Below are 12,486 nucleotides of genomic sequence, written 5' to 3' on the forward strand. Positions count from 1 at the left end.
AATTATAAGGAAAGGAAGTGATAAAAAAGAAAATTCGCCCAAGATTTGGTAGTTTGATTTTTTATGTCTAACTTTAGGGCAGAAGGAATACTATTGCGGTAGAACTAATCGATGAAAAGATGATATAAACGCAGAGGTTGTAGGGGTTGATTCTCTACAATGAGCTTATAGAAAAATAACCTTGGGATATAATAGGACTTTAGTAGACCTTTTCAAAATACAGAACACAAGCGTTGGTATATGATAATATAATAAATGGCAAGTATGAAATGAATAGGAAAAGATACCTCACTTTATTTTCAATAATATCTGTGCTACTCGGGGTCTTCTCGTCACTCAACGCACAACAAGTTGTAGGAACCATTATTGATTCCGATGGTGAACCCATTCCTTATGTGACGCTAACGACATTAGCTTCTTTAGAAAAAGATGCCGGGGCCATCCAGATACACTACACCGACTCCCTAGGGTATGTTGCCTTTGACCTTTCGGAGAAAGAGGCGGCTATTCGAGCAACGTTCCAGGGCAAAGTTCTCTTTGAGGAGCTATTACCTGCCCCAATCAATGGAATCATCGACCTCGGGAAACGCCAAGTCTCTATCTCAAATGAATTGGACGAAGTAGCTGTCACGGCAGTAAGACGGGCGGTTCGGATGAAAGAGGGAATCCTCACGTTCGACATCAAGCATACCCCAATGTATCAACTCAAAGGGTACAATGCCATTGATTATCTCAGAAGGACCCCTAGGGTAAGCTTGTCAGGAGATAGCTTCTTAATCGACGGCAACCCAGCAGAAGTGCGTATCAATGGGCAGAAAACCAACCTATCAGGTGGTACCCTTCATGACCGTTTGCTAGCTCTTCGCTCAGATATGATCGAGCGAATCGAAGTGCAATTAGGACAGTCGGCCGATCTCGGAAGCGGTATTACGGGGGGGTATATTAATATTGTACTGAAAGAGATCAACGGATATACGGGTTCTCTATCTGCCGATTTGGGCTATGCTGGCAACGCGATTAAAAATGGGAAAAAGCAACCTGCCCACGATGAAGGACTTTATGCTCGCTTCGTATATGGCAACTCTCGTGTGCAAGGGTTTGCAAATGCCTCTGTGAGTTCGTCGAAATATCCCCATTACTTTGTGGAAAGAGAGTACTACTTCGACAATAAAGTCATCAAGGAAAATAACCATTACCTTAGCAATAAGTACCTGGCATATAGTTTCAACCTTGGAGCTAGTGCTCAGCTCGGCGAGTTACACTCCATTAATGGCACGGCAAGTTATCGCAGAGCTCCTAACTCTCTGTATGAATCAGCGACAGCATTAGAGCAGCCAATCACGCCCCTGCTACAAGACATAATGACTAATGGTAGCAGTAGCTCGACCTCTTTAACTGGGGAATTCAATCATTCATGGCACTCTAGAGACGGTAAATACAACTGGCTGAACTCGCTCTTCTATATGAAGAAGAAAGCACATGCCACAGATGCTTTGCGTTACTCTACCGATGGCAACCCTATTAAGGAGGAGCAGAATATCAACGATGCCAGCAATCAACAATTCTACGCTGCGACTCAGTTATCTACACAACTAACCCCTATATGGGCTCTAGAGTCTGGCGCCTCATATACGATGACTAAAAGCAACACCAACTATAGCTTCCACGGACAAGGGCAATCTCAATCTCTCACAGACGCTCACTCTTTGTACGAAGAGCATTTGGCCATTATTTTTGCCCAGCTACAGATGAGTAAAGGGGTATGGAGCTTAACAGGAGGATTGAAATACGAACATACTTATGCCTACTCCCGAACAGCCAATAAGAAGCTTAATGTGGGGCAATTATTGCCTTCTGTAAGAATTGGGTATAATGCAGGAGCATATGGTAATATCAGTCTGAGATATTCCAAATGGCTCTTTCGTCCGCCATTTGCGCTTACCAATAGCTATCGCACAAAAAGGAACGACTACCTCTACTCCGTTGGCAACCCTGAACTACGCCCCGCCTCTACCCATTCATTTGGATTAGACTATTACTGGAAGTCATTAGGTTTAGGTCTCAGCTACTCTATCACCAATGATTACCTGCAAAATAGTTACTTCTACGAAGCCCCAATCGTCATTGTCACCAATAGAAACATGCCTACTCAACACAAGTGGACTGGTAACCTTTCATACTCAGGAAATATTACCCCCTGGTGGTATACTTCCGCAGAGGTAGGAGTGGTCTTTCAATATCACCCAAAAGCAATTTGGCTGAAACGGCATACACAGCCTTACGCCAATTTTAATAACACATTTACCCTTGCTTCGGGTCTACAACTTAACGCTGGGATATCCTATGCACACAGCTGGATGATGCAAGATGTATTGGTAGGGAAAAGACTAACAAGCAAGATAGATATGAAGTACCAACCAAGTGGAAGTGATTGGGATTTTTCACTCGCCATCAACAACCCGATTCGGATATCTCGTACAGAGAACGAGTACAGACAAGACCGCAACCTCAAAGTGCTCTATTTTGAAGATACCGCCTTCCCGTCAGTAAGCTTCTCTATTTCCTACTACTTTGGAAAGATGAAGACGCACTCAAAACCCAATATCCTTAATATGGATCAATATAGACTATGATATAAATAACGGAGGACGCCGAAAATCCAATCAACAGAGTAGGCAAAACACTTTTAAATCAATACAGTATATGTCTGATTTCAAAAAACAAATCAAGGCTTTTCAGTCTCTATCAGAGACTGAGTTGCAGAACCTGAATGGAGGATTTCAATCAGGTTTGGTGAAAAACACAGGAGCTGAACTAGCTTCAAGTGTCTCTGTAAGTGTCGGAAATCTGGAAACTTGCGCTTGCGCATGTGATGGTGGTGGACGTATTGTCCTTCGTCCGATACAACAGCACTTCTAATTTCAGATTGGTGACTTCACGAAGAAGTTGCATATTTGTTACGATAGACCCTCTCTCTTATGAGAAGAGGGAGGGTCTTGTTTAGAAGCCTTTATTATGAAAAAGAGCAAATATATAGTTAGCTTGCAGTATGAGGGAGTTGATGTTTTATTCAACACTAGAACAAAATCCTACCTTATAGTTACCCCATCCTTGCTGGAGTCATTTGAGAGACTGACACCAGAGGAGTTGTTAGTATACAATCCTCATCTGTATGAACAATTACTAAAATCAGGCTTTATTGTTGAGGGGAATTTTGATGAGATTGAAGCTCTTAGGACGGTTTCCATGGAAGAGGATTATAATAAATCAATCTATCATATGATTGTCAACCCTACTCTAGATTGCAATTGCAGATGCTGGTACTGCTTTGAAAAAAAACATGTCGGTTCTTTAATGAGCCATGATGTCCTATTTGCATGTAAAAATCATATTTCTCGAACGATTAAACAGAATCCAGCATTAAAGAAATTCGCTCTTTCTTTTTTTGGAGGAGAACCCTTGCTTCACTATTTTGATATAGTAGCACCTATCATAAATCACCTCCAAGAGCTTCTTCCAAAAGATCAAACAGAAATCTCAGTTACAACAAATGGATTCCTTATAACTCCAGAAATAATAGACCATTTAACGACAGCTCATGTTCAAAGTTTACAAATCACTTTTGATGGTGATTCGAAAAGTCATAACAAGACACGGTACAATATTGACAAGTCACCAACATACCAAAAGATTATATCTAATATATACGACCTAAACGCTGTTGGGATTAAAGTCGTTGTTAGATTTAACTACACATTGGCAAATGTTTTCGATTTTCAAAACACTTTGAATGATTTATACTCCGTCGATGACCCTTCGCTGTTATACCTTTCTATAAATCGAGTATGGCAAGATATACAGAGGAAAGCAGACGATGAAGAAGTCAAACAAATGTTTGCAGAGGTTAATCGATTATATCAAGATTCTTTGGAGCACGGATTCTCTCCGTTGCCTCAATACAATAGACTCTCGCTATCTCAGTCTTGTTATGCGGACAAAGACAATCAGTGTCTAATTAATTATGATGGAGGAGTTTTTAAGTGTAATGCTAGAGATTTTTCTCCAGAACGTCAACTAGGGGTTCTTAACAGTAATGGCACAATTGAATGGAATGACAAGCATCGACTTTGGATGTTTGACAAGTTTAGTGATCCCATCTGCAATGAGTGCTCTATATTTCCAATATGTGGAAGAGGTTGTCGGAGAATTTTATTTGAAACGAAAGGAAGACATTTTTGTATTTATGGAGATGACCCCATTAGAAAAGCGTCCTTAGTTCGTGATATTTTGAATTCTTTATAACGCTTAACATCGCCTTGCCCTATATGCTGTTTTCCTATAAAAAAACAATTCAGCAACACATTTTCATGCAACGAGACGCGATGGACTGTGGCCCAGCGTGCATAGCAATGGTAGCTGGGTATTACAGTAGACAAGTTGATCGGGAGCACTTAAGAACGAGTTGTGCGTTGGGCAAGGAGGGGGTATCGCTTCTTGGTATTAGCAAAGCTGCCGAAGGAATTGGCTTCAAGACTGTCGGTGGTCGTCTCAGTTTTGAAACGCTTGCTAGTGAAGCTCCTTTACCTTGTATCGTCCATTGGAATCAAAATCACTTTGTCGTTGTTTACAATATCAAGAGGCATCGCAAGGGTCGCTATACAGTTTATGTTGCAGATCCAGGAAAGGGGCTGGTCACCTACACTAAGGAGGAGTTTCGCGAGCATTGGGTTAGTACCAAGACCAATGGAGAAGAAAAAGGTGTTGCACTGCTTCTTGAACCCACGGAGCAATTTTATACGCAAAAGGATGCAAAAGCAGTTCCTACTCAAAATCGCTTGAAATTCCTTTGGGGTTATCTCAAGAAGTATAAACGCTTCTTCACGCAACTCATTCTCGGCCTTTTGCTTGGCTCGCTCCTGCAACTAGTTTTTCCCTTCCTTACCCAATCTATTGTGGATACAGGTATTGGAGGAAAAGATATAGGCTTTGTATGGTTAGTACTCTTGGCGGAGATGATGCTCCTCTTCAGCCGTACAGCTATCGACTTCATCCGCTCTAAGATACTACTGCATATCTCCACACGCATCAATATCTCGCTCATCTCGGACTTCTTCATCAAGCTGATGAAGCTCCCAATGAAGTTCTTCGACACTAAGTTGATGGGTGACCTCTTACAGCGTATAGAAGATCACCGACGTGTAGAGCAGTTTCTCACCTCAAGCAGTTTGAGCCTGCTCTTCTCTTTCTTTACCTTTCTCGTTTTCGGCATTGTATTAGCCGTATATAATATTCCCATCTTCGCCGTCTTTCTTATCGGTACAGCACTATACGCAGGTTGGATTATCCTCTTTCTCAAAAAGCGCAGACAGCTGGATTATAAATACTTTGAGCAGGCAGGTCGAAACCGCAATGTCACCTATCAGCTCATAGGTGGTATGCAGGAAATCAAGTTACAAGGTTGCGAACAACGCAAACGCTGGGAGTGGGAAGATGTGCAAGCTGATCTATTCAAGGTCAATCTGCAATCCCTCAATCTGCAACAGATACAACAAGCAGGAAGCATCACCATCAACGAAGTAAAGAACATCTTGATTACTGTGCTTGCTGCCACAGCCGTCATTTATGGCAATATGACCCTCGGAATGATGCTAGCGGTACAGTACATCATTGGGCAACTCAACAGTCCTGTAGAGCAACTCATTCAGTTTATCTATTCTTGGCAGGATGTGAGCATCAGTTTGGATCGTATGAACGAAATCCACACCGAGACCAACGAAGAGAATACAGATCGGATTCGGAACAACTACACTGACGAGACAGCGGATGGGCATTCTATCCATATCAAAGATCTTTCATTCAAATACGACATATACAGCCCCAAGGAAATACTCTCTGACATCAACCTCTCTATCCCCAACGGTAAGGTAACAGCTATTGTAGGTGCCAGTGGTAGTGGAAAGACCACACTTGTCAAACTTTTGCTAGGCTTTTACGAGCCTCTACATGGAAAGATTCAGTTAGGCGATGCCAACTTGAATGAATTTAACCTTGGTTGGTGGCGGAGCCAATGTGGAGCTGTGATGCAAGAAGGGTATCTCTTCTCCGATACCATCGCTAGGAATATTGCCATATCTGACGATGAACCCGACATTGAGCGCATCCGCTACGCTGCCCGTGTGGCGAATATAGCAGACTATATAGAAGCTCTTCCTTTGGCTTACAACACGATGATAGGACAAGACGGACAAGGCATCAGTCAAGGACAAAGACAGCGCATCCTGATAGCGAGGGTAGTCTACAAGAACCCAATGTTCGTCTTCTTAGATGAGGCAACCAATGCACTCGATGCCAATAACGAGCGTGCCATCACCGATAACTTAAAGAGCTTCTACAAGGGGAAAACGGTCGTTGTCGTGGCTCATCGCCTCTCCACAGTCCGCAATGCCGACCAAATTGTAGTCCTAGATGAGGGGCAAATCGTAGAAGTTGGCAACCACGAAGAGCTGACTGCTAGAAGAGGCAAATACTTTGCACTCGTTAAGAACCAACTGGAATTAGGAAACTGATATGGAAGAGGAGAAGAAACAGGAGCAGAGCTTTGAGCTTCGTAGCGAAAAAGTACGGAGTATTGTAGGTCAGATACCTTCATCACTCATTCGTTATGGTATTACAGCCATAGGTGCTGTTCTAGTTTGTCTTTTTCTTGTCGCTTACTTCCTCCCTTATAGACAGGTATATACAGGGGTAGCAACTATCTATGAAGTTCCAGAGACAGCGAGCGATAGTACAAAGATGATGCTACTGCTTCAATTCGAACGTACGAGACCAACGCAAGCTAATCAACAAACTTTGTCACTAGAGGCGGGGCAATACCAGATAGAAGGAGAAATACTCAATCTATCCGCTGTTCGTGATACCTTAGCTCGTCAAGAGGCTTTATGTCACTTCAAGACGATAGATATCAAGCCCCTAGAGAATCAAACAGTTGACTTTAGATTGGTGCAAACTTCGGGCAATATGCTCCAAAAGTTACTTGGGGATATTGGCTTTTAGCATCTCAAGTTACTCCTTAATCAGGTGAGAGAGTGTTGGGTCAGCTTTGATACGAGCAGTCTCAGAGTCTACGAGGGATAGCACCTCTTGCTTGACTTGGCGATAATTGGCTTCGTTCGTCTTAAGGTTTTCCTTATCATTGGCACCCAAACCGATGGTGAGTTTCCCCGCTTCTTGCTGGTTCTTTACCTCGGAGCGATCCTCTAAGACTAGCACGTAGTTGTCATTGCTATTTGCTTCCATAAATCTCTCTGTTTGATTTGAACAATACCTTTCAGATAGCAAATATAGGCTAAAATCACCTCTTCTAAGCCTCAGGGAATTATAAGGAAAGGAGGTGATGAAAAAGAAAGTTGAGAGAAAGTATTGTCATGTCAGAATTTATTGCAATCTTTGCGTCAGGATGAAGGACATAACGTTCTTATCGCCAGGCAAGATATGAAGACTACAAAAGAAACTATACTGGAGGCGAGCTTTAAGTTGTTCTTAGCTAAAGGTTATCGTGGCATCAGCATGCCAGACATTGAGCGTGCTACAAAGATTACCCGTGGTGACATATTCCAGTCAAAAGTAACTTCCACCATAGCTATAATACTGTGTTGCCTTGGTATGTCTCTACAAGCCACAACTGCACAGGAAGTAACAGGTCGAGTCGTCTCAAAGGAGCGTACTCCGCTGGAGAATGTGCATGTGTTGCTATATAGTAACCAAGACTCCACATTGCTTACGATGACGGTGACGGATAGTTTAGGTAGGTATGCGATGAAACTCCCCGAGAAGGCGTTCAGCGTGACCTATTCACTCATTGGAGCTAAGCAAGTCACTATTCCATACGATGCTACACTAGCAGCTTACCGAGAGGTGATTATGGAGGATGATGACACTGCACTCGGAGAGGTGGTCGTCTTAGCGCATCAAGTGCGTACTAAGCCAATCGTAGGTGGCATCGAGTGTCGTATCCTTAATCAAGACTTAATCAGCAATCGTACTGCCGTAGATCTTCTTGCCTATGTGCCGATGATCTCAAAGAAGGGTTTGGACAGCTATTCCGTGGTAGGTACGGACGATGTTGTATTCTTTATCAATGGTCGCCGCTCCCTCATGTCCATGTCGGCCTTAATGAGCTATCTCAAGACGCTATCAGCGAGCCAGATCAAATCGATGAAAGTACTTTATCAGCCCTCACCAGAGTATGGCGTCGGTGAACGTACGGCAGTCATCGACCTTGTCATCGAGGACAACAATGTGGGGTTCCAAGGGAGTGTGCGTGGCGAAGTGATCCGCACTAAAAGGTGGAAGGAGACGCTCAGCACGACACTCGTCTATCAAGCACCCAGATGGCAAGTGCAGCTCTACGCTGGGGCTCGTAACTTGAGAGACTATGAGCGGTCTGAGGGAGAGACTCATTACTTGCAGTCGGGAGTAATCAATACCTCGGAGCAGCTCCGAGACACCCGTCGTCGTCAATATGACCTCAACTTGACGGGAGAATACAAGATTGCGGAGGGACATACGGTGGGAGCCTCAATAGATCTTTATCGCTATGGAGGCAAGCCGCATACTACTATAACCGACCAGTATAGCACCCTCGGCATAGACTCGACCTTCACGGGACAGATCAACAGAGACTACGTGGATAGCTACCTAGGGAGTATCATCTACTACCAAGGCAAGCTCCCCCGTGGTATGTACTTGACAGCAGAAGTTAGCGGTCTATGGAGTGACTACCGCCAGACGATGAGCCAACGCTATAATAGGAGTGACCTGCCAAGTCTTCCATCCTACTTGGACTACCAGTCTAACCTCCCGATGGCAACGAGTGGCTACTCCTTTAAGACGCAACTATCGATCCCGCTCTCTGAGAAACTATACCTCTATTTAGGCAACAATAGTTCGCTGAGCCAAGCTCGCTACAGTGAGACCTACGACATCCGTGTGATCCCAGGCAGCTTTCGTCCAGCAGACCGTACATTGCATTACAGCGAGATGCTGCATCTCCCTTATCTCTTGGCATACTATCAGCTTCCGTATAATATCTCGCTGTATGGTGGGCTGTATGGACAATATCATAGTACGTCGGGGGCTTATGATGATGGTGCGAGGCAACACTATTCCGGGCGATGGTACCTGCTCCCCTATGCTAGTGTGTCTTGGCGGCGAGGTGCATTGAGTCTCTCGTATGGCTTCTCCATGAGTAATAACTACTCCTCCTTTGCATCGTACTCGCCCTTTGTCAAGTGGACTGCAATGAATGCCTACACGCAGGGCAATCCAGAGTTGAGACCAGCTCGCTCTATGTTTCACACCTTGACGGCTCGCTACCGCAACTTTTATGCACAAGCTTATTACGGAGAGACGCGAGACAACATCGGTAGCTTTGCTATACTGACTCCTGATCGAGTAATTGCGACTAAGAGCTACAACTACGGTATCGGTCGGTCTCTGAGCCTCTCTATGGGATATGGAGGTAACATCACCTCGTGGTGGTATGCCAATGCTAATGTGTCGGGACGATACACTCGTAATGAGGTGACCTTAGCGGGGCTTCCTCAGTATGGGTGCAACTACCGAACCTGGATGGCGGACGGCTCCTTCAACAATGCCTTCACGCTTTCAGACCGCTACGACTGGACCGCAGATATCAACCTCAGCTACTCATCTCCTTACCACTATCTCTACACCACACAGGATGGGATGATGCAATGCAACATTATGATGAGCAAAGGCATTGGTTCCCGTGTGATGCTGACTTTATGGGCATACAAGTCTTGGAGGCAAAGCCTCGGACACGGCATCCACTCGTGGGGCTTATCAGAGAGTCACACACCGGACTTCAATCGGTGGACGAAGTCGTGGGGCGAGGATATGGGCATCTCGCTATCCATCGCTTACTACTTCGGCAAGTCATCGCTCAATCAGAAGATCCAAGCGAAGCGATCTGACGCCTCACGCATTATTTCCAACTATGATAACTAGAATGTTTTTCACTAATTGTATAACTTCAAGAAGTCATTCCTATGAACAAAAAAAGAATTGACGAGTTCGTCTCACAGATCGAAAGTGAGATTATGACAGAGTCTGAGAATGCCCTCATATTTGGGGGTAATGATGGTCTGTTTGGAGGTAAGAAAGAGACCAACAATTGTGGGTGCACAAATGTGTCTCCTTGTAATTCGACGATCACGAACAACTGTACGTGTAAAAACATCGAAGAATCGCCAAGTCCACAGCCAGGCTCCAACATCCCAGGTCACACGACTATTGTCGTTAAGGAACCATAATTGGGGTTGTAATATAAAGACTCTTGCTACTTAATAAGTGATTTCTCTTGAAACAATTATTATTTCAGCACACATGAGAAGCGAAGAGAGAAGATGGAATATCTTCTCTCTTCCTCAATTAATTACTACAACGACATTATGAGTTACTACAAACACAGCCTTTACAATAGTGTTATACGCATCTCTAAACAGAGATCTATTTTATACAATGCAGTTGTTGATAAGTTCTGTATTCTAAGCAACGATCAACTGTATTCATATAACAATATAAACTTAACCTCTGTAAAGAGTATAAGTTTTATAGAAGAACTCTTCAAAGAGGGGTTTCTTGTCCACTCAGATAAATCAGAGATAGAAGAGTTAATCAAAAAAATCAGAGATATTGACTCCCGTAAAGATATCATGCAGTTAATAATCAATCCTACGATGGATTGTAATTTGCGCTGTTGGTATTGCTACGAAAAACACTTGAACAATTCTAGAGTAGACACCTGGGTGAAAGATTCGATTGTCAAACTCATTAAGAATGAAATAGAATCAAATTCTCAGTTAAAACAAATCAATACATCTTTCTTCGGAGGAGAGCCATTCCTATACTTTCACGAAGACATATATCCTTTGATGAGGCAGATTAAACAAATATGCCAAGAATACGATTTGCTATCTCCATTCGCGTTCACAACTAACGGTGTTCTTGTTGACAAATACGTTCAACAAAAACTGTCTGAAATCGGTGATTGCTCTTTTCAGATAACACTTGATGGAAGTCGCAGGCATCATAATTCTGTTCGCATTAGGCGAAAAGGAGAGGAGACGTTCGACACGATACTCGGAAACGTATCTTCTTTGTTAAGTAGAGGCTTCTCGGTTCTTCTTAGAATTAATATAACGAACAGAAATATCGTAGACATAGAAGAACTTATAGAAGAATTACTTACTATACCCGAGGAATATAGATCCCTTTGCAGAATAGACTTTCAACCAGTATGGCAGGAAGATATAAATGAAAAACTCTTGGATGGCATTCAAGAATTTGCAAACACACTAAGCACTAAACATTCATTCCAAACCACATATGCCCACAGACATCGAATGCTTAGCCCTTGTTATGCAGAATCAGATTATGAAGTGTTGGTAAATTACAATGGAGATCTTTTTCGTTGCTCTGCTCGGGATTTTACAACAAACAACAGAGATGGTGTTCTTTTACCCTCTGGGGAGTTGAAGTGGGATCAAATCAAACGGGAAATGCGAAGAAAAAGTGTGTTGTCATCCGAGACTTGTAAATCATGTCGTATTGCGCCATTATGTGGAGGAGGTTGTTCTCAAATCAGAATAGAACACTTTGGATATGACGGGTGTATTTATGGGTATTCTGACAAAGAAAAGGATGATCTGATTTTGTCTAGATTTGAAAATCTTTATGTTAGGTCTACAGAAAGCAAATGCCAATGAGATGCTGTTATTAACAAGATGCAATGGATTGCGGACCAGCGTGCTTGGCTATGGTGGCCAAGCACTACCGACTACATCCTGATTGTGACCAGTAGAGGCAGTTTTACGACCTTAGCAAGGAGGGGGGGATTACTCCTTAATCAGGAGAGAGAGTGTTGGGTCAGCTTTGATACGAGCAGTCTCAGAGTCTACGAGGGATAGCACCTCTTGCTTGACTTGGCGATAATTGGCTTCAATAGTCTCACGCAGACTGTCGGAGCCATTTTCGTTTGTAAAGTCCGCTATGATGGGGATAGGCTGATAAGCTTTCGTTTCAGCAGAGACCTTGGCAACATCCACAACGATCTCAGCGTGGAAGATTTTCTGATCGATGCGTTCATCGAAATTGTCAGAGACAGCCCCAACGAACATACCTTGTGTAAGGTTACTAATCTTACTTGCAGGAATCAAACTATCCATCTGCGTAGATATAGATGTGGACTTGTCGTTTCGATTGATGGTCATGGACTGCCGTTGCTGAAGCACTTTGCCAAAACGCTCGGAAAGCGTCTTAGCCGTTTCTCCCACGACCTGTCCGCTAAAGACATTACCCACAGTGTTCTGGATTACCTTACTCTCCTTATCGCCATAGTCTCGGGTCAGCTGCGAGAAGTCCTGAAAGCCTAGACACACAGCGACCTTGTTACTTCTGGCTGTG

9 protein-coding genes and 1 pseudogene are annotated in these 12,486 nt (G+C 43.5%); 8 read left to right on the plus strand and 2 right to left on the minus strand.

Annotation, left to right across the window (positions count from 1 at the left end):
* Positions 1 to 269 precede the first annotated feature (269 nt).
* The 5 genes from L215_RS0103160 to L215_RS0103175 all read left to right on the plus strand — a co-directional run bounded on the left by L215_RS0103160 (position 270) and on the right by L215_RS0103175 (position 7,053).
* A complete protein-coding gene (locus L215_RS0103160; protein WP_044111670.1) occupies positions 270 to 2,633 on the plus strand; it encodes a TonB-dependent receptor in 2,364 nt (787 codons plus the stop codon).
* Between the two features lie 70 nt (positions 2,634 to 2,703).
* Complete coding sequence (locus L215_RS10040; RefSeq protein ID WP_154657842.1) at positions 2,704 to 2,919, plus strand: hypothetical protein; 216 nt, start codon at positions 2,704 to 2,706, stop codon at positions 2,917 to 2,919.
* Between the two features lie 96 nt (positions 2,920 to 3,015).
* Positions 3,016 to 4,302, plus strand: coding sequence for a radical SAM/SPASM domain-containing protein (locus L215_RS0103165; protein ID WP_025883355.1), 1,287 nt, complete (start codon positions 3,016 to 3,018; stop codon positions 4,300 to 4,302).
* A gap of 23 nt (positions 4,303 to 4,325) precedes the next feature.
* Entirely contained in the window at positions 4,326 to 6,566 is a 2,241-nt protein-coding gene (locus L215_RS0103170) for a peptidase domain-containing ABC transporter (RefSeq protein WP_025883354.1), read from the plus strand.
* Position 6,567: 1 nt separating this feature from the next.
* Complete coding sequence (locus tag L215_RS0103175; protein WP_025883353.1) at positions 6,568 to 7,053, plus strand: hypothetical protein; 486 nt, start codon at positions 6,568 to 6,570, stop codon at positions 7,051 to 7,053.
* A 9-nt stretch (positions 7,054 to 7,062) separates the two neighbouring features.
* Here the strand turns inward: L215_RS0103175 and L215_RS10315 are convergent, their stop codons facing one another.
* Positions 7,063 to 7,296, minus strand: a complete 234-nt coding sequence (locus L215_RS10315) for a hypothetical protein (protein WP_025883352.1) — start codon at positions 7,294 to 7,296, stop codon at positions 7,063 to 7,065.
* Positions 7,297 to 7,491: 195 nt separating this feature from the next.
* Here L215_RS10315 and L215_RS0103185 point away from each other — a divergent pair, with 195 nt between their 5' ends.
* The 3 genes and pseudogenes from L215_RS0103185 to L215_RS10430 all read left to right on the plus strand — a co-directional run.
* On the plus strand, positions 7,492 to 10,029 hold the full coding sequence (locus L215_RS0103185; RefSeq protein WP_244869666.1) for an outer membrane beta-barrel protein: 2,538 nt from the start codon (positions 7,492 to 7,494) through the stop codon (positions 10,027 to 10,029).
* A gap of 443 nt (positions 10,030 to 10,472) precedes the next feature.
* A complete protein-coding gene (locus tag L215_RS0103190; protein ID WP_025883350.1) occupies positions 10,473 to 11,789 on the plus strand; it encodes a radical SAM/SPASM domain-containing protein in 1,317 nt (438 codons plus the stop codon).
* Positions 11,790 to 11,809: 20 nt separating this feature from the next.
* Positions 11,810 to 11,884: pseudogene (locus tag L215_RS10430) on the plus strand (cysteine peptidase family C39 domain-containing protein); the annotation flags it as partial.
* 34 nt (positions 11,885 to 11,918) lie between these two features.
* On the opposite strand, the gene L215_RS09205 reads toward L215_RS10430, so the two are convergent.
* On the minus strand, positions 11,919 to 12,486 hold a 568-nt coding region (locus L215_RS09205; RefSeq protein WP_154657843.1), incomplete at its 5' end, for a TraM recognition domain-containing protein.

Source organism: Porphyromonas uenonis DSM 23387 = JCM 13868, assembly GCF_000482365.1.
Lineage (GTDB): Bacteria > Bacteroidota > Bacteroidia > Bacteroidales > Porphyromonadaceae > Porphyromonas > Porphyromonas uenonis.

Coding starts and splice junctions, on each gene's coding strand:
- L215_RS0103160 (WP_044111670.1), top strand. CDS start 270: ATGAATAGGAAAAGATACCTCACTTTATTTTCAATAATATCTGTGCTA.
- L215_RS10040 (WP_154657842.1), top strand. CDS start 2,704: ATGTCTGATTTCAAAAAACAAATCAAGGCTTTTCAGTCTCTATCAGAG.
- L215_RS0103165 (WP_025883355.1), top strand. CDS start 3,016: ATGAAAAAGAGCAAATATATAGTTAGCTTGCAGTATGAGGGAGTTGAT.
- L215_RS0103170 (WP_025883354.1), top strand. CDS start 4,326: ATGCTGTTTTCCTATAAAAAAACAATTCAGCAACACATTTTCATGCAA.
- L215_RS0103175 (WP_025883353.1), top strand. CDS start 6,568: ATGGAAGAGGAGAAGAAACAGGAGCAGAGCTTTGAGCTTCGTAGCGAA.
- L215_RS10315 (WP_025883352.1), bottom strand. CDS start 7,296: ATGGAAGCAAATAGCAATGACAACTACGTGCTAGTCTTAGAGGATCGC.
- L215_RS0103185 (WP_244869666.1), top strand. CDS start 7,492: ATGAAGACTACAAAAGAAACTATACTGGAGGCGAGCTTTAAGTTGTTC.
- L215_RS0103190 (WP_025883350.1), top strand. CDS start 10,473: ATGAGTTACTACAAACACAGCCTTTACAATAGTGTTATACGCATCTCT.